This window comes from Clostridium sp. FP1, from assembly GCF_011065975.2.
Classification (GTDB): Bacteria; Bacillota; Clostridia; order Clostridiales; family Clostridiaceae; genus Clostridium_AD; species Clostridium_AD tagluense.
In genome coordinates, this window is the sequence record NZ_JAAMNJ020000001.1 from 3,479,860 (window position 1) to 3,498,664 (window position 18,805).

21 protein-coding genes are annotated in these 18,805 nt (G+C 32.3%); 1 reads left to right on the forward strand and 20 read right to left on the reverse strand.

Annotation, left to right across the window (positions count from 1 at the left end):
* The first annotated feature begins 233 nt into the window (after positions 1-233).
* On the forward strand, positions 234-1,877 hold the full coding sequence (locus G9F70_RS17025) for a putative manganese-dependent inorganic diphosphatase (protein WP_164944317.1): 1,644 nt from the start codon (positions 234-236) through the stop codon (positions 1,875-1,877).
* Positions 1,878-1,961: 84 nt separating this feature from the next.
* Here the strand turns inward: G9F70_RS17025 and G9F70_RS17030 are convergent, their stop codons facing one another.
* The 20 genes from G9F70_RS17030 to G9F70_RS17125 form a co-directional block, all read right to left on the reverse strand.
* The gene (locus tag G9F70_RS17030) at positions 1,962-2,741 is read right to left on the reverse strand and encodes a hypothetical protein (protein ID WP_164944318.1); all 780 of its coding nucleotides are present in this window, start codon (positions 2,739-2,741) and stop codon (positions 1,962-1,964) included.
* Positions 2,742-2,885: 144 nt separating this feature from the next.
* Positions 2,886-3,683 carry a flagellar hook-basal body complex protein gene (locus tag G9F70_RS17035; protein ID WP_164944319.1) on the reverse strand — a complete coding sequence of 266 codons (798 nt, stop codon included), beginning with the start codon at positions 3,681-3,683 and terminating at the stop codon, positions 2,886-2,888.
* Between the two features lie 28 nt (positions 3,684-3,711).
* On the reverse strand, positions 3,712-4,494 hold the full coding sequence (locus tag G9F70_RS17040; protein WP_164944320.1) for a flagellar hook-basal body complex protein: 783 nt from the start codon (positions 4,492-4,494) through the stop codon (positions 3,712-3,714).
* A gap of 196 nt (positions 4,495-4,690) precedes the next feature.
* Entirely contained in the window at positions 4,691-5,155 is a 465-nt protein-coding gene (locus G9F70_RS17045; protein ID WP_164944321.1) for a DUF6115 domain-containing protein, read from the reverse strand.
* A 17-nt stretch (positions 5,156-5,172) separates the two neighbouring features.
* Positions 5,173-5,904: a FliA/WhiG family RNA polymerase sigma factor gene (locus G9F70_RS17050; protein WP_164944322.1), complete on the reverse strand. Its 732-nt coding sequence runs from the start codon at positions 5,902-5,904 to the stop codon at positions 5,173-5,175.
* 11 nt (positions 5,905-5,915) lie between these two features.
* Positions 5,916-6,560 (reverse strand): flagellar brake protein, encoded by a 645-nt coding sequence (locus tag G9F70_RS27315; RefSeq protein WP_164944323.1) that lies wholly within the window; start codon positions 6,558-6,560, stop codon positions 5,916-5,918.
* Positions 6,561-6,572: 12 nt separating this feature from the next.
* Entirely contained in the window at positions 6,573-7,433 is an 861-nt protein-coding gene (locus G9F70_RS17060; protein ID WP_164944324.1) for a MinD/ParA family protein, read from the reverse strand.
* The gene (gene flhF, locus G9F70_RS17065) at positions 7,427-8,629 is read right to left on the reverse strand and encodes a flagellar biosynthesis protein FlhF (RefSeq protein ID WP_164944325.1); all 1,203 of its coding nucleotides are present in this window, start codon (positions 8,627-8,629) and stop codon (positions 7,427-7,429) included. Before flhF ends, G9F70_RS17060 begins: the two co-directional genes overlap by 7 nt.
* On the reverse strand, positions 8,626-10,668 hold the full coding sequence (gene flhA / locus G9F70_RS17070; RefSeq protein ID WP_164944385.1) for a flagellar biosynthesis protein FlhA: 2,043 nt from the start codon (positions 10,666-10,668) through the stop codon (positions 8,626-8,628). Before flhA ends, flhF begins: the two co-directional genes overlap by 4 nt.
* Before the next feature lie 36 nt (positions 10,669-10,704).
* Positions 10,705-12,543: a fused FliR family export protein/FlhB family type III secretion system protein gene (locus G9F70_RS17075; RefSeq protein WP_164944326.1), complete on the reverse strand. Its 1,839-nt coding sequence runs from the start codon at positions 12,541-12,543 to the stop codon at positions 10,705-10,707.
* Positions 12,544-12,554: 11 nt separating this feature from the next.
* Positions 12,555-12,824: a flagellar biosynthesis protein FliQ gene (gene fliQ, locus G9F70_RS17080; RefSeq protein ID WP_164944327.1), complete on the reverse strand. Its 270-nt coding sequence runs from the start codon at positions 12,822-12,824 to the stop codon at positions 12,555-12,557.
* Positions 12,825-12,834: 10 nt separating this feature from the next.
* On the reverse strand, positions 12,835-13,659 hold the full coding sequence (locus tag G9F70_RS17085; protein WP_411956023.1) for a flagellar type III secretion system pore protein FliP: 825 nt from the start codon (positions 13,657-13,659) through the stop codon (positions 12,835-12,837).
* A complete protein-coding gene (gene fliO, locus G9F70_RS17090) occupies positions 13,649-14,014 on the reverse strand; it encodes a flagellar biosynthetic protein FliO (RefSeq protein ID WP_164944329.1) in 366 nt (121 codons plus the stop codon). The genes G9F70_RS17085 and fliO overlap by 11 nt, the downstream gene beginning before the upstream one ends.
* Before the next feature lie 11 nt (positions 14,015-14,025).
* Positions 14,026-14,481, reverse strand: a complete 456-nt coding sequence (gene fliL / locus G9F70_RS17095; RefSeq protein ID WP_164944330.1) for a flagellar basal body-associated protein FliL — start codon at positions 14,479-14,481, stop codon at positions 14,026-14,028.
* Positions 14,478-15,212, reverse strand: a complete 735-nt coding sequence (locus G9F70_RS17100; RefSeq protein WP_164944331.1) for a flagellar motor protein MotB — start codon at positions 15,210-15,212, stop codon at positions 14,478-14,480. The genes fliL and G9F70_RS17100 overlap by 4 nt, the downstream gene beginning before the upstream one ends.
* Positions 15,205-16,017 carry a motility protein A gene (locus G9F70_RS17105; RefSeq protein ID WP_164944332.1) on the reverse strand — a complete coding sequence of 271 codons (813 nt, stop codon included), beginning with the start codon at positions 16,015-16,017 and terminating at the stop codon, positions 15,205-15,207. The genes G9F70_RS17100 and G9F70_RS17105 overlap by 8 nt, the downstream gene beginning before the upstream one ends.
* 11 nt (positions 16,018-16,028) lie before the next feature.
* Positions 16,029-16,220: a flagellar FlbD family protein gene (locus G9F70_RS17110; RefSeq protein ID WP_164944333.1), complete on the reverse strand. Its 192-nt coding sequence runs from the start codon at positions 16,218-16,220 to the stop codon at positions 16,029-16,031.
* A gap of 147 nt (positions 16,221-16,367) precedes the next feature.
* Complete coding sequence (locus G9F70_RS17115) at positions 16,368-17,453, reverse strand: flagellar hook-basal body complex protein (RefSeq protein ID WP_164944334.1); 1,086 nt, start codon at positions 17,451-17,453, stop codon at positions 16,368-16,370.
* Positions 17,454-17,575: 122 nt separating this feature from the next.
* Positions 17,576-17,977 (reverse strand): TIGR02530 family flagellar biosynthesis protein, encoded by a 402-nt coding sequence (locus G9F70_RS17120; RefSeq protein ID WP_164944335.1) that lies wholly within the window; start codon positions 17,975-17,977, stop codon positions 17,576-17,578.
* 12 nt (positions 17,978-17,989) lie between these two features.
* A complete protein-coding gene (locus G9F70_RS17125) occupies positions 17,990-18,781 on the reverse strand; it encodes a flagellar hook capping FlgD N-terminal domain-containing protein (protein WP_164944336.1) in 792 nt (263 codons plus the stop codon).
* Positions 18,782-18,805: the final 24 nt, after the last annotated feature.

The window sequence follows — 18,805 nt, forward strand, 5'->3', positions numbered from 1 at the left end:
TGCTATATTACTATATATTTTATTCTTTAATAATATATGTGTTTATTTACTTACATATGAAAAGAATCTAGTATATTATTTTACATAGCATTGGTTTTTTCTTTACAATATACAAGTTTAAATATAAAATAGTAATAACAATGATTATTAATAAAAAATTACAAATGAGATACTAGGATAGGTAACAATTGATAATTTTCACCTATCCCAGACGAAAACTAGGAGGAACATACGTGAAAAACATTATTTATGTTACTGGACATAAAAATCCAGATACTGACTCTATTTGCTCTGCTATTGCATATGCAGAGTTTAAAAATAAAACTGGAAAAATCCCTGCAGTTGCTATAAGACTGGGTGCAACAAATTTAGAAACACAATTTATCCTTAATTACTTTAAAGTAGCGGAACCTGAGCTTATAACTACGGTTAAAACACAGATTTCTGATTTAGATATAGATATTGTAGCCCCTATATCACCTGATATTTCTCTGAAAATGGCCTGGTCCATTATGAAGAAAAATAATATTAATACTCTGCCTGTTATAGACGAAAATGATAGGCTAGCTGGTGTAGCTTCGATTTCAAATCTTGCCGCAAGCTATTTAGATATTTGGGATAATTCTATTCTAGCTAAGAGTAATACTACACTTGAGAATATTTTAGATACTCTAGCAGCTAAATGCTTGTTTAAACCAGAAGATACTTTTAAAATAACTGGAAAGATTATTGTAGCTGCTATGAATCCTGAAAGTACCAAAACTGTAATTGAGGCTGGTGACATTGCCATATGTGGCGATAGAGAAGATTCTCAGTCTTTAATAATTAATTCTAAAGCTTGTCTTTTAATTATTACAGGAAATCATCCTCCAAAGGCTGAAGTTGTAAAACTTGCAAAGGCTAATAACTGTACAATTATATTAACCCCTTATGATACTTTTACAGCTTCTAGATTAATAACTCAAAGTATCCCTATAGATTATGTTATGACAAAAAAAAATGTTTTAAGCTTTAATACAGATGACTTTATTGAAGACATAAAGGATATTATGCTTGAAACTAGGTACAGAAGTTACCCAGTAATTGATGAAAATAATAAGGTTATTGGAAGTGTATCCAGATTTCATTTGATATCCCAAAACAGAAAAAAAGTAATACTTATGGATCATAATGAAAGAAGTCAGTCTGTGTCAGGCCTAGAAGATGCTGAAGTATTAGAAATAATAGACCATCATAGAATTGCAGATGTGCAAACTGGCTTCCCTATATATTTTAGAAATGAGCCTGTAGGTAGCACTTCCACCATCGTAGCCTCCATATTCTTTGAAAATGGAATTAGGCCTTCAAAAGGTGCTGCTGGTCTTCTATGTGCAGCGATAATCTCGGATACACTGCTGCTTAAATCTCCTACATCTACTATAGTAGATGAGCTTGTATTAAAAAGATTAGCTCAAATTGCCAATTTAAATATAGAAGAGTTTGCTAAAGAAATGTTTAAAGCTGGTACATCCCTTGAGGGTAAAACTGCTCAAGAAATTTTCTATCAAGACTTTAAGACCTTTTCTCTTAATAATTATAAAGTAGGAGTATCACAAGTTGGTACAATGTATATTGACGGCTTTGACTCATTGAAAGATGATATAATAACACTAATGAATAAAAAATCCAAGGAAAGTAGCTATGACATTATTTTACTAATGCTAACTGACATATTAAATGGAGGTTCCGTATTAATAGCTGCAGGGGAACATAAGGACATTGTTTCAAAAGCCTTTAATGTTACTCTTACTGATAATGGTGTATATATTCCTGGTATAGTATCAAGAAAGAAACAGGTTATACCACCTATTTCTGCTGCCATAAATCAAACAAAGTAAATCACATAATTCAAATAAAAAAGCAAAGCATATGCTTTGCTTTTTTATTTGAATTTATTATAACCCATAAATATTATTATAGAACTATACTAGTTTTAGAAGCAAAATAGTAATAAAGAGTATAAAACATATAGAATAACTTATACTTAAATAATCCTTAATGCATTCATCATCAATCTTGTTATTATATTCTCCATAACTTTTTAGATAATGCATATTATTACCATTATAATGAAAATAAAAATTAACGGATTCTATATAAGCCGCTAGTATATCTACGTTAAGAAGAGGTGTTTTCCAAAGGTTATTAATATAATCACCTTTAAACTTTATCCTTAAGCTTTTATTTTTGAAAACATAAATTGAATATAAAAACATCTCACCTATTAATGCTGGAATTATACAAGCTATAGATAGAATTCTACCTATTATATTCAAATCCTCATCAAAGCTCAAATTATAAATTAAAGCGAATATTATAGCAGCTCCATTTCCAAGCATAATAATATAAAATAAAGGCGCAATAAATCCACATATAAGTGATCTAGAGATAGTGGACATCGTGTCATAAAAACGTTTTCTTTCAGTGTGATCTAAGTTCTTCCTCTCTGTATTACTTATATCTATTACTATAAAAGCCGCCAATGCATTGTATAACTCAGTACTTTTCATAATAGAACTATTTTCCATAAAAGTAAGCCAAATATATATAACAATTACAGCAGAAAAATATAAAGTTTGCACCACATATATATTTTTTATTTTTTCCCTTAATTTTATATTAAGGGAATTAAATAAGCCTTGCCTATCTAGTCTCCATAGCAATATACTAAGTAAACACCCAAATACATATCCTATTCCCATTTACTTTCCCCCCAGATCATATTATTACGCACTTTAATATTAATATATGAGGATAACTCTTTAATTAAAACTATTTTTATTTTATTATTTAAATCAAGACAAAATAGACATGCCTATAAAAGCATGTCCATTTTAATAATAAATTTATTTGCGTAAATTATTAGCCATTTGCCACATTTCATCAGCAGTTTTTAAAGTAGACGAACTAAGTTGAAACGCCCTTTGAGTCACAAGCATATCCGTCATTTCTGTTGCCATATCAACATTAGATAGTTCTAAATATCCCTGCATAACAGAATAATCATTACTTTGCACAACCTGTGCACCAGGCTTTGGCATAAATAAACTGTCTCCTATAGAAATCATTGAATTATCACCTATAACATTTGCAATTTTCACTTTTCCCAGAGATACGTTTCCAGTGCCACCTTTTATAGTTACAACACCCTTGTCATCTACATTAAAATTGTTTCTATTGAATTTATAAGGTCCACCCACTCTGTTAATATTATTACCCTGTGCATCAACTATACTTAATCTATTTCCCCCCTGATCAACTATGGTACCACTTGAATCTGTGAGAAAATTACCTGTTCTTGTATAGGCTTTACTACCGTCCGGCTGAACCACCTCAAAATAGCCTGTACCATCTATAGCCAAATCCGTTGGAAGGTTTGTATTTGTAACACCGCCTTGCATATTATCTCTTGTCCATTCTCCTAGTCTAACACCAGTACCGTTTTGAAGTATGGATTTACCATTTTTATCAGAAGATACTGGGTATCCATTTCTATCAAGTGACTCGTAAACAAGGTCCTTAAAATTTGCATTAATTTTTTTATAACCATTGGTATTTACGTTTGCAATATTATTTGATATACAATCTAATTTTTCTTGTTGAGCCATCATAGAGCTTTGACTATTCCATAAAAGTCTTAACACTTGCTACATTCCCCCTCATTTGCACGTTTTATCTTACTGTACCAACATCATTAACAGCTTTTCCGAGTGTTTCATCCATGGCTTGTAAAACCTTTTGATTACTTTCAAAATTCCTCAAAATTGTCATCATATTTATCATTTCATTTGTAATATTAACATTAGATTTTTCTAGTGCGTTTTGTCTAACTATAATATTTTGATTTTGCAACGGATTTACTCCTTCAAACAAATTATCTCCAACTTTTTTAAGAGTTTTATAATCTGCAAAGTCCACTGTATTTAATTTATATAAATTTTCACCATTAACTGAGATATTTCCATATTTATCAGCTTTAAGTTTAGCATCACCAACAAATAGCGGTTGTACTGCATTTGTTGCTTTGTTCTTACATAACACCTTGTCTCCGCTATCTGTTACTAAATATCCCTGTCCATCAACATGAAAATTACCGCTTCTAGTGTAATAATCCTTATTATTAATACCATCATTCCTTTGCACTGTAAAAAATCCTTTTCCTTCAATTGCAAAATCTGTAGATTTATCCGTTGTTTGAATAAGACCTTGAGTAAATTCTGTGTTTATATCATCGATTCTACTTCCCATACTCAAAGAACCAATAGTATTTTTAGTGTTTTTGCCATTTACAATTTTATCATAGTTTTGTATTAATACATCATCAAATTTTTTAATAGAAAGATTTTCACTTTTAAAACCATTTGTATTGGCATTTGCTAAATTATTAGCTACTATACTTTGTTTAGCTTCTCCAGTTATAAGTCCTGTCACTGCTGTGTAAAGACCTCTAATCATTTTCCCACATCCTTATTATTAATAATTGGCATTTCATCAGGGTAGCGCATTCCATATCCTCTAGCCTTTATTTCAACCTTGCCTTTACTCATTTCATAATTTATCTTTGCACCACTTAATAAAACCGCAGAAATAATCAGACCAATTCCTATTCCTATTAGAATTTTACTATCACTTAGAAAGCCTATTAAATTTTTTATCTTATATATAAATCCTTTATTAATAGTACTTCCCCCTTACCTAAATGCAATATTTCCGATATTTCTCCCACAGATAATCCTTCGGCAAATAGTCTCTTTATTTCCTCTAGCTTTTCACTGTTTTTATTATGCGCTGCATCTATAATAATTTCATTTTCGTTTTCATCATCAATTTTCCCTCTATTTTCTCTATGTTTAGATTGCTCTATATATGAAATATCTAAGTTTTTATTTGTGGCCTCATTTTTTTTCATAATTTCTTTAATTTGCATTAATTCACTTTGAAGTTCCAAAATACTTTCAGAAAATTCTCGTCTAAGCTCTCCTATTCTAATGTCATAATCCTTGGTATTTTCTATAGCATTTCCTAGAGCTCCTTTAAAGGACTTGTTCTGCTTTTTTATAGATAAGACATTTAAAATTACAAGAATTAATCCAATAAAAATTAATAAACCCGTCATATAATTCACTCCAAATTCTATACTATTTCATATTTCAGTTTTACTAGAGCTTTTCTTAGATTTACAAGCGCCCTACTGTGAAGTTGACATACTCTTGATTCAGATACATTCAAAATATTCCCTATTTCTTTTAGTGTAAGTCCTTCGTAATAATATAAGGTTAAAACCATTTTATCTTTCTCTTTTAGGTTATCGAGGCCCAAGGATAAATATTCAACTTGCTCTTTCTCCTCTAATACTTTTTCTGGGCTTGGACTTTTATCATCCTTAATTGTACCACTAAGTGGCATTTCATCCTCATCCGAAAATATTAAATCTTCTAGTGAAACTACAGATATATAATTTATATTATTCTCAATATCAGCTACCTCATCAATTGTAATTCCGAGTTCCTTTGCAATTTCATAGTTTGAAGGCTCTCTATAAAGAAGTTTCTGTAGCCTCTCAATTGCTTCATTATACCTATTAAGCTTATCCATAGCGCCCTTAGAGATGGGGCTATTCTTACGAAGCTCATCAATCATAGCACCTTTTATTCTTATTGATGCATAACTTGAAAACTTCATGCCTTTAGTTGCATCGAATTTCCCTAGTGCATCCATAAGTCCAACCATTCCATAACTAATTAAATCTTCATATTGCACATATTTAGTTTTCCCAATTATTACTCTAGATGCAATATATTTAACTAAGGGTATATTGGTTTTAACAATTTGCTCTCGCACATCAGCTAAACTCGCTATGGACATATAAACGCCTCCTAAATTTTTTTCATCTGTTCTCTCATAAGTTGAAATATATATTTAATAATTCTTTCCCTTGTTAAACTATCTAGGAATTCAAAGCTGAGTCCACAAACAAATCTACCTTCATCATCTTTTTGGATTCTCTTTGCTTGTCCCACTATATGTATATCTTCATTATTAATCGTTAAATTTACCAAAATAAAATCATTCTTCACAATTTCTTCTGATACTCTGACCTTCATGCCACCACCACTTAAATCAACTATTGCAGCCTTCAAATATTCACTCTCATTTATGGTCCTTGGACTTATTTTAGGCTGATTCTTAAGGTTTTTATATTTAGCAGTATTTATCAATGATATCCTAACATATTTTCTTCTTTGAATCTTTTCTATTTCCACAGGTTTTGATATAAGCAAAATAGGTATATTTTCAATTTTACGTCCTATAACTGAAGACTTAAATTTATAAAGATTTTCATCTTCATAATAAATTACATCTATAATATCTCCCCTTGACAATGGAACATATTGACCTCCACTCATAGGAATACTAATTGCTATATATTCCTCTGTTAAATCTTGTATGTTAGTATTATAATATCTTTCATCAACTAATATTTCTACTTTCTTGTTTATGGCAAAATCAATCTTAATCACTACTTCAACCCCTTATGAAAAAATGCTAAAAATTTTCTTAAATAACCCTTCTATCCCCATACTACTTGTCTTATCATTCATACCTTCAATTTTACTTGCAATACTATTTATATCCCGGGCGGACTCTGAACTCGGATAACTTAGAATTACAGGTTGTTGAGCTCTTACTGCATAAGCTAATTTTTTATCCTCACTGATTTTACCTAAATATTCTAATTTCATATCAAGAAATTTAGTAACAGCATTATTAAACTTATTAAAAGTCATATTAGCTTCATTATTATCTAAGGATCTATTCACTATAACTTTCGCAGAATCTTTAATTTTAAAATGCTTAACAGCCTTAAGTAGACTATATGCATCTGTTAGTGAAGTAGGTTCTGGAGTTGTTACAATTATTAAATCCTCACAACAAGCAATAAAACCCAAAACGCTTTTATTTACACCAGCACCGGTATCCATTATTATATAATCTAGTCCTGTTAAAGCAGTAAGTTTATTTAAAAATGTATTCCTTTGAATTTCTGTCAAGTCCTCAACTTTCATAAGAGATGAGCCCCCTGGAAGAAGTTTGACCCCAAATGGTCCATTTATTACAACATCTTCAATTTCTTTACCATTGTTTATAACATCAAATACGTTGTACCTTGAAGCACATCCCATTATAATATCATCATTTCCCATGCCTATATCTGCATCAAAAATCATAACTTTCCTACCCATATTTTGAAGTGCAATAGATAAATTAACTACTATATTGCTTTTCCCCACTCCACCCTTACCGGATGTAACTGTTATAATTCTAGGCTTACTATCCAAACTATCAAGATTTTTCAATGCCATTTGTCTAAGTCCTTGTGCTTGGTCTAGCATATAGCATCCTCTCCTAATATAAGCCTAATAATTTTGTCCTCGGGTAACTCTTTAATATCATCAGGTACATTTTGACCAGTTGTCACAAAACTTAAGGGTTTTTGGGCAGTTTCTAATATATTAAGTATGGAACCATAAGTGGAAGTTTCGTCTAATTTAGTTACTATTATACTATTATAATTCAAAATTTGATATCCTTCAATAATATATTTAATATCTTTGTTCTTTGTTGTAGAACTTAGCACTAAATTGATGTTTTTTGTATCTGCTTTTTCCACAAAGGTTCGGAGTTCAGAGATTTGCATTTTGTTTTTACTACTTCTTCCAGTAGTATCAATTAACACCACCTCACAGTCACTCATAGACTCTATAGCATCATCCATATCCTTCATATTGTATACTACTTTAAAAGGTATGTTCATAATATCCGCATAAGTTTTAAGCTGTTCAACCGCACCAATTCTGTAAGTATCTACAGTAATTAGCCCTACTTTTTTCTTCTCAACTAGTGCTAACCTTCCTGCAAGTTTTGCAATAGTGGTAGTTTTCCCTACACCTGTTGGTCCTACCATCACTATTCTTCCTTGTAAATTCGGATTAATAACATGAATCATTTCTTTTAGTATAAGTTTCAATTTTTCATATTCACTAGTTTGCAGCTCATCTTTAGCTTTAAAATTTTGAATTCTCATCATTATATTTACGATAATTTCACTATCTACATCATTCTCTTCTAACATTTTTTCTATATCACTTTTATTATTATTTCCTGGGATATTATCACTGGTAAGTTTATTTATCATAGTTTTCATTTGTTTCATTTCACTCATTAGATCCATTGTGGAATCAATACTGTTAGCCTTTTTGTTAACAGTATTGCTCTCCTGCGCATACCCCGAATTTTTATGTGGGTTGCTAACTTCTTTTTCAAGCTCCCTAGGGTATGCTTTAATTTCATTTTGCTGCTGCACAACTTTTTTAATTGCCTCGATGCTTTCTTTCACATCTTGATTTTGCTCACTTATTTCATTTTCAATAGCTGCAGTAACTTCAATGATTTTGTGTGAAAATAATCCTTTTATTCCTGGTTTCCGGATTTTTCTTTGACTTATAATTACAGCTTCCGAGCCTAGTTCATATCTTATTCTTGTCATGGCTTCGTTCATGCTATTCACTACATATCGTTTTATAATCATTGTAGAGTCACAACCCCTTCAGTTTTAATCTCAACTTCATTTGGTATCTCATTGAGAGAAAGCACGCAAATAGTAGGAAATACCATTTCAATTAACCTTCTAAAAGCTGGCCTTATCTTTGGAGATACTAGTATTACTGGTTGATTATTATGAAAATAAATTGTGCTAATATTACTTTTAATGGAATTCAATATCTTACCTGTGGTACCCGGATCTACTGCTGGAAAAGATCCCTGTATGGACTTTTGAATATTACTAGAAATAATATTTTCAACTTCAGGTGAAAGGGTTATAATTGTTATACTTCCATTATCGTCAACTAGTCCATTACAAATACTTCTTCCCAGAGAAAAACGAACATATTCTGTTAATAATTCTATATCCTTAGTTATTCTAGAATTATCCGCCAAGGACTCGAGTATTGTAACCATATCCTTTATAGCTACTCTTTCTTTAAGTAAGCTTTGAAGAACCTTTTGAACCTCACCAATAGTCATAAGATCTGGTATTAATTCTTCCACTACAGTATTATATTTTTCTTTTACAGAATCAATTAATAGCTTAGTTTCCTGCCTGCCTAGGAGTTCAAAGGCATGATTTTTAATAGTTTCTGTTAAATGAGTAACCATTACAGTAGTTGGATCTACCACTGTTAGTCCCTTTATTTCCGCATCTTCTCTTTGATCATTATTTATCCACACTGCAGGCAATCCAAAAGTGGGTTCAATTGTATTAATACCTTGTATATTAATATCTTCAGAACTAGGGTCAATACAAAGTAGCATGCTTGGCATTAAATCACCTTTAATTATTACAGTTCCACGAATCTTAACTACGTATTCATTTGTTTTAAGTTGCAAATTATCTTTAATTCTAATGGGTTGAACAACGATTCCCATTTCAAGGGCACATTGTCTTCTTACTGAAGCAATTCGTTGTAATAGATCTCCTCCTGTAGCTTCGTCTGCCAGAGGGATTAGTCCATAGCCTATTTCTATTTCCATAGGTTCCACAGAAATCAGACTCATTACATTTTCTGGTTCTCTGTTTTCAGTTTCGAAATTTTCTTGTTCATCATTTTCTATTCTCATAATCTTTTGATCTTTTTCATCCTTATGCAAGAAATATGCACTGGTTGCCGTAGCAATGGATAACAAAATAAAAACAATATGAGGCATGCCTGGAATAGCAGCCAAAACTAATAGTACCACTGATGCTAGGGCAATAACCTTTGGAAATGCTGTAAGTTGCGACGTTACTTGAGTTCCTAAGTTTGTAGTGCTACCAGACCGCGTAACCAGAATACCTGAAGCAACTGATATTAAAAGCGCCGGAATCTGGCCTACAAGACCATCCCCTACTGTAAGGCGTACATAAGTAGTTGCGGCTTTTCCAATTGGCATTTTAAGCATCAGTACACCTATAATTATCCCACCAAAAATATTAATCATGGTAATAATTATACCAGCTATTGCATCTCCTTTTACAAATTTAGAAGCTCCATCCATCGCTCCATAAAAACTAGCTTCATCCTGCAATTTTATTCTTCTCGCTCTTGCCTCTTCTTCAGTTATAACACCTGCATTCAAATCAGCATCAATACTCATCTGTTTACCTGGCATAGCGTCTAGTGTAAATCTGGCAGAAACTTCTGAGACTCTACCTGCACCCGCTGTAATAACTATAAACTGTATAACAATTATTATTAAGAAAATAATTATTCCAACTACATAATTACCTCCAACAACAAATTCACCAAAGGCTTCAATTATATCTCCTGCATAAGCTTCTGTTAATACTAGCCTTGTAGACGAAATATTTAGCCCCAATCTTAAAAGTGTTGTAATAAGCAGTAATGTTGGGAAAACTGAAAATTGCAAAACTTCCGTTGTAAACATTGTTAATAGTAAAATTACAACTGCTAGTGTAATATTGAGTGCAATTATTACATCAAGGAGCTTTGGTGGTAATGGGATTATTATCATTAAAATTATCCCCATTACGCCAAATGCTACTAAAACATCCATATTATTTTTCATGTTAATTCTTACTTTTTCAGCCACAATTACCCTCCACTACTTTCTTTTCTTTAATTTGTATACCAGTGCTAATATCTCTGCCACAGCTCCATACATTTCAGTTGGAATTTCTGAGCCTATATCTAATTCTTTATATATTAACCTTGCTAGTGGTTTATTTTCAATAATTGGGATATCATTTTCTTTAGCAAGCTCTTTTATTTTTATAGCCACATTATCTGCACCAATAGCCACAACTATTGGCGCCCCTTCGCCTCCCTGCTCATATTTAATAGCAATAGCTAGATGAGTAGGGTTTGTGATAACCACAGTAGCATCGGGAACTGATTGCATCATTCTACTTGATGCCATTTCTCTTTGCTTTTGCCTAATTTTCGATTTAATCTGCGGGTCTCCTTCTTGTTGTTTGTATTCCTCTTTAACTTCCTGCATACTCATTTTAAGTTCTTTGTTATGCTTATATTTTTGGTATGCAAAATCAATTACGGATATTATAAGCATAATTATGGCGATTTTAAAAAATATATCTATTACCAATTTCCCAAAAACAACTAAAATGGCCTCTATTTTAAGACTTCCGTAATTCATTATATCTAAATAATTGCTTTTAATAAAATTATAAGCTACTATTCCTATGGTGGTAACTATAGCTAAATTTTTCAGTAAATCCACCAAGGATCTTGTAGAAAAAATTTTCTTAAATCCACTTATGGGACTTAGTTTTTTTAAATCAGGTTTAAGTGGTTCACCGGTAAGTATAAAACCAGATTGCATTAAACTTGCCACCACTCCCATTATCATAATAGGCACCAAAATTGGTAAAACCACAAGCCCAGATTTCATTGCGGAAACAAGAAGCACAGTTCTAAGAGTATACTCATTTACATTCAAGGTTAAATAATTGTTTAAGAAAAGACTTACTACACCTTTTAAAGTGTCTAATATATAAGAACCGAGCATTATGAGCAAAACTGTTGAGGTTAAAAGGGTAATGGTAGATGATAATTCCTTACTCTTTGCTACTTGCCCCTTTTTCTTTGAATCACTTTTCTTTTTTGGAGTAGCTTCTTCTGTTTTTTCACCACTATCCGCTGAGACAAAAATTAGCATAGGTATTACCTTATAGAAAGCTTTAATTATATCTGGAATAGTGTAAAAAGAATTTACTATTAACTTTATGACAATAGGTAGTACTAAAGCAAAACAACTGAGTCCTACTAGTATTTTTATTGGCATACCTAAAATCATAACATTTAATTGTGGTACAGTTCTTGATACCAGGCCCATAGCTAAATCTGTTATAATAATTATCAAAATAATTGGTATTGCTATTTTAAATCCAAGTGTAAAAAATTCTATGAAAATTTTCACCATCATCATAGCTGTTCCCTGTGAAAGTATAAACTTTCCAATATTAACAATGTTAAAAGAATCGATAATAGCCCTTATCAGCATATGATGGCCATCTACAACAAAAAACATTACCATACTTACCCAGTAAAGCAACCTTCCAAGCAGTGTAACATTCTCATTAGATATAGGATCAAACATGCTCATCATGGAAAAACCAACTTGGAAATCCATAAGCTGCCCAGCCATCTGCGCAGAGAAAAAACAAAACTTTGTTATATATCCTAATGTTAAACCAGTAATAACCTCATCTATACAGAACTTTATGAGTCCAGTGTTACTCGCAATTAAGCTTACATTTGCATAATTAACACCTGGCAAAATCAGAAAAGTGAAAACAACACAAAATCCAACTTTAACCATTGCAGGAGTACCCTTAGGAAAGAAAATTGGTATACCAATAACGAATGCTGATATTCGCAGTAGCACCATTATAAAGCCTAAATAATAAGCTGTATTAATCAATATATCTCCACCTAACCTCCCATATTAGCAATAAGTTCAAAAATCCTAGTAGTAAAATCAACTACGGTGTGAAGCATCCAACTGCCCATTAATAAACCAATAAGTGCTACTGCAAGTAACTTTGGCACAAAAGTCAACGTTTGCTCCTGTATTTGAGTAGTAGCTTGAAATATACTTACTATTAGCCCTACTAAAGTTGCTACAATAAGTATGGGAGCCGATACCAATATTGCAGTTTGAATAGCATCTTTTATTACAGATAACACAATATTCTCTGTCATTTAATTCACCTCAACTAAAGCTCATAATTAATGATTTTACAAGCAGATTCCAACCATCTACCATAATGAATAACAATAATTTAAATGGGAGAGAAATCATAACTGGTGGTAGCATCATCATTCCCATAGCCATAAGAATACTGCCTGTCACAATATCTATTATAATAAAAGGGATAAATAATAAAAATCCCATTTCGAAAGCTCGCCTTAGTTCACTTATTATAAAAGAAGGTACCACTGCATATAGAGGTACTTTATCATAGGTAAGTTTAGGCTTTCCTTTGCTCATTACCACTTTGCCCTTTGCATCAACTTCATTTTTAACCGTATCTTCTAATTTTCCCACTTCTAAAAAGAGCTTTAAGTCCTTAGCTCTGGTCTGTTTTAACATAAAATCTCTCATGGGTTTAGACCCCTTATCAATAGCAACAGATTGAGTTATTTTATTATTCAAATAGGGAGTTAAAGCATCCTTATTTACTTTTGTAAAGGTTGGTGCCATAGTAAAAAATGTTAAAAATAGAGCTAGTCCAATTATAACCTCTTTTGGTATTGCCTGTTGAACACCAATAGCAGTTTTAAATAAGGATAGCACTATAATTATCCTTACAAAACTGGTAGTCATTATAATAAATGAAGGAAGTAAGGTAAGTATAGTAAGAACCATTAACAGCTTAATATTATCTACATAATCCGTTGGAGTAGTTGCTTTATCAATAGAAAGATTAATTTTTGGTATTGGTAGTGTTTGAGGAGCTGCATTTACTACTTTTATTGTAACAATCCCCACTATTACCATAATCAAAGTAAAAATAACAATGTTTTTATTTTTTATTTTCATCTTTAGCACCCTTTTTCATAATATGTTTTTTGAATAGTTCCTTCATGTCATCATACTGAGGTAGCTCTTTAATATTTTCAATTGTACTAATCTCTTCCATTGGCAACTCAAATAAAATATTAATTTCCCTGGAACTAGAAGAAACTGCATAGGCTTTTCCTCCAATTTTCACAACTATAATGCTATTATCCTTAGATAGTGCAATTCGGTCTATTACTTTCATATATCTACCATTTTGCAATTTTTGAAGTTTATTACCACCATATTTTAAAGATAAATATAAAATAAGTAATATGAAAGGTAAAAACATTGTGATTTTTAAAAGTAATGTCCAAAATTCTAAATCCATGATTTTACCACCTACTGTACCAATATATCGTTAAAATATATATGGGATGCTTTTCCTTTTGTTAAAATAGGATTTATACTTTTAATTAGCTGACTCTTTATAGCGTCAACACCTGTTGCACTAAAGTCCGTAGTTTTTTTTGCTCTAAGAGTGGTAATGACTACATCTCTAATTATGGAGGTTTTTGCTGTTAGTTCTGCTGTTAAATCCGCATTATCTTCGTAGCCAATAACAACCTTCACCTTTAGATAACGCTTTCCATCCTCATCCATTAGATTCACTAAAAATTCCTCCAATGGGAAAGTTATTTCATTACTTTCCACAACTTTAACTATTGTGGTCTTGGCACCTGAACCTTTTTGACCAATTATATAGGCACCTGCAGCTGCACCACCTACTACAATTAATATTAATAGAACTATAATAACTATTTTTAAAGAATTTCCTTTTTTGGTTTTCTCGCTCATTTTTTAGTAGCCTCCTTTTCACTTGCAACAATTAAGATATTTACTCTTCTGTTTAATGCTCTGTTTGTTTCATTAGTATTTGGTACAATAGGTTGATATTCAGCGCAAGCAATAGATTTAAATCGCGCAGGATGAGACTGACCCTTAACCGTTACAAAATATTCAAGCACATTTAATGCTCTAGCAGAAGATAATTGCCAATTATTCTTATATTCAAAATTACTAATTGGTAAATTATCCGTATGCCCCTCTATTACAATATCATTGGGCAAAGTAGCTACTAGTGCATTTATTGAATCTAACACTGGCTTACTCTTATCTATAATTTCTGCTTTTCCACTTTGGAACAAAATATTTGCCTTAAGTTGAATAATAACACCCCTACTATCAGTTTTTATTACTACTGTACCTTCTAGTTTTTGCTTTTTTATAAAACTTTGAACCTTTTCATATATGTCTTGTGTATCTTTACTAGGTGTTGTAGTGGGTATTGGTTCCCCAACTAATGGAACTTCTCCATTTTTTACATTGAACTCTAAAATACTAGTTCCAGTTTCACCTGTGAGTACTGATTGAAGTGAGGATGCAATTTGTTTGAACTTAGCTGCATCAACTGTGGAAAAAGAATATAATAATACAAAAAAAGTAAGAAGAAGTGTCATTGTATCTGCAAAGGTAGCTAGCCACGCATCTGTTCGCATCTCTTCTCCAGCATTTTTTTTTCTAGACATTATCTGTCACCCCAACTGCTTTGGCTTGCTCCGCAGTAAATTTAGCTCTGTCAACTGGTGATAAGTAAGATGTCAATTTTTCTTCAACAATCCTTGGATTTACCCCGGATTGAATTGCAAGTATTCCCTCAAGCATCATTTCCCGATTATTTACTTCAATGCTAGATTTATAATTTAGATTTTGCGCCATAGGAACCAATATTAAGTTTGCAAGTAGTGCTCCATAGAATGTAGTTATTAACGCTTTTCCCATACCAGAAGCTAGGGCTGAGGAATCACTTAGATTTGCAAGCATTTGAATAAGTCCTATAAGGGTACCAAGCATACCAAAAGCTGGTGCATAAGCTGCCCAAGCTTTTAACATATTAGCTCCATCACTATGACGGCGCTCCATCTCTTCTATTTCTAGTTCCATAATATCCTTTATTGTTTCAGGTTCTAGACCATCCACCACCATTTGAAGCCCTTTTTTTAAAAACTCATTAGTTAATTGTACCATTTCATCTTCAAGAGATAAAAGTCCTTCTCTTCTTGCTTTTTTAGATAAATTTGTAAAACTATTAATAATTTCAGAACTAGAGGATGTACTTTCTTTAAAAGATTGTACAATGACCTTAAACACTTTATTCATAGCTCCAATAGGATAAGCTATTAGCAGTGCAGCAAATGAGCCCCCTACAGTAATTGCTATTGAAGCAGGGTCATAAAATATTTTTAAACTAGTTCCACCAGATGCCATACCCCATACAGTTAGCCCAAAACCTATTACAATCCCAATAGTGGTCAAAAAATCATGTTTTTTCATGCTATTGCCTCCTATAAATCCCCAGTAAATATCCTGTTTTTATATTTTATTATTTTATCAATTACTGCATCTGTGCTCTCAAGCACAATATACCTCTTGCCGTTTACTAAAGTTATTAATGTTTCTGGCATTGTTTCAATTTTTTCTATAACTTCAGCATTTAAGATAAATTCTTCTTTATTTAAGCCTGTAAGTTTTATCATGGGAACCTCCTATGATTTACGATTTACAATCCATTATTATAAACTATTTTCAAAAAAATAACTAAAATCAAAGGAATTTGGTAAATCTCAAATATTTTTAATATTTGAGACCTATTACAAATTCACTTTAGAATTTCCTAATTTACACTATCTCTTTAGGCCTATTATATCCTGTAATATTTCATCTCCTGTACTAATTGTCTTACCAGCTGCTTGGAAAGCTCTGGTTGCAATTATCATATCTGTAAATTGCTCAGCTAGGTCAACATTTGACATTTCAAGCATTCCTTGAAGCATATCACCGTAGCCTGCGCCATTGTCTAGAGCAGGATCAGTAGCAGCAGGATCAATATTCTTTCCTGTTCTTACTATTGCAGCACCAGAGTTAGACGTATTTTGATATATGTTTCCACCCACTTTAGATAAACCTGCAGGATTTTTAAATGAGGCTACAGCAATTTGCCCTAATATTGCTACTTTACCACCCTCTAAAACAGCTTTTATTACTCCATCTTTTTCTATAGAAAATGTTTTGACTCTAAAATCGCCAGCAGGAGTCACAGTACCTGCAGCATCAGTACTCTCCTCAAGATGAATCTTTTCTGGTATAACAAGAGGGACTAGTGTTGTGCTTGCGGTTAAGGTTGTGCTATCTGCATTAACATACGCTAAAGTTGGCGAAGTTGGTGGCTCAGTAGTTGACTTAGCCACGTCATAATCTATGCTTGGATTTGTGCCATCACCAATAGCATATCCTAGTACTCTTAACCCATCAGAATTTAATAAACTACCACTCTTATCTAAAGTTAAAGCACCGTCTCTCGTGTAGAATAAATCCGTTCCACTAGGAGGACTTGCTGTATGTTCAGTTGCATTTATACCCACACCATTTTCATTTGTAAGAGGTGTTCGACCTTTTGCTACCATTAAGTATCCTTCTCCATCCATAGCAATATCTAGAGGTCTAGATGTTGGTTGCATCCCTCCTTGGCCTACCAAGGTATCTATTCCTGCAACTTGTACTCCTAGCCCTACTTGCCTTGGGTTAATTCCTCCTTGACTTGCTCCTGGAGCTAATGCTTGAGACATACTTTGACTTACCATATCTTGAAATCTAACTCTTGAACCTTTAAAAGATGTAGTTCCACAGTTAGCTATATTATTTCCTATAACATCTAGTTTAACTTGATTTGCTTTCATTCCACTTATTCCTGCATATAATGATCTTAACATAATATTACCTCCATTTTTTTGTTTTTAGCTAAATTCCAATAGATTTATAACGTAATTCTAATTTTTCAGTAATGACTTTGCTTCTGTATTTCCACAAAGTTAAGCTTCCTTAAAGGTCCAGCTTATATCATAACTACACTATCTATATTGGTTATTATACTTGTTTCACTTTGATTTTTGTCCAAGGCAGTAATTACAGTCCTATTTTTAATACTGGTTATAAGTGCCATATCCTTATATAATATTAAGGCTTGTTTTGCACCTTTGTCCTCTGCCATATTTATTCCTTGGTTAATCTTCTTCATATCAGCATCATCAAAATCAATATTGCGACTATTAAGCCTTTGTGCTGCATGAGAGGATATGGTGAAACATTCTTCTTTTTTTATCTGTTTATCTAAAACTTGTTTAAAATCCGTAATTTCTTTATTATCTTTAACCTTATTTCCTTGCACGTTTCCATAAGAATAATCCGAAAAATCTTTTGCATCGTACAGTTTACCGTTTATCACTCTATATGACATAATATCACCTTACTATTTTCCATTAGATACTTGTTCTTGTACTTTTATTATATCAGCATAATTTATATCCTTGGTAATTTCTTGTCCATTTTCCTGCCATGCAATAGTTAAATTAACACCGTTTGCATCCCTGAAAACACTTTTAACTATACCAGTATAGTTTTTACCATCTTTTCCATCAGCATCTTTTGGCGCCAAAGCTTCCACTTGTTTGCCCATTAAACTTACTGCACTTGAAAAGCCTGTGTTTCCATTTATATAATCTAATCTATAATCTGGAACATCTAATATATCTGACAACGTATCGGCCGGAAAATTTTTCATAGACCCATCTGTAAGTTGTACTGCAAGTTTAGTTATACCTGCTTCTTTATAAACAGCCTTCACAGTGCCTCCATATTGCACTCCCTTTGCATCATAACTACTAAGAGCTACCATCTTACCCACTAGTGAAGAAGATGTTGAAAAAGCCACAGTGCTATTTAAATTTGTCATCTGCTCCAGTGTGGCAAATTGAGCCAATTGAGCTACAAATTCTGTACCATCCTTACCCTTAGTTGGATCTTGATTAGAAAGTTCCGCTGAAAGAATTTTTAAAAAAGAGTTTTTGTCCATCTCTTCACCCTTTTTAACAATTCTAGTCCCTCTGTTAGTTGCTCTTGCTGCACTATCTGCTTCCGTCTTCCCTGATTGAACAATTGCAGTACCATTTTCCGTTGTTTTTTGTGTTTTTTCTTGTCCTTTGGTAGTAATCGTACCGCTTGGTATAATTTGCGGTGCTATTACTGGCCCATCTATAGCCATATCTATCACCCCTTTACATTTTTC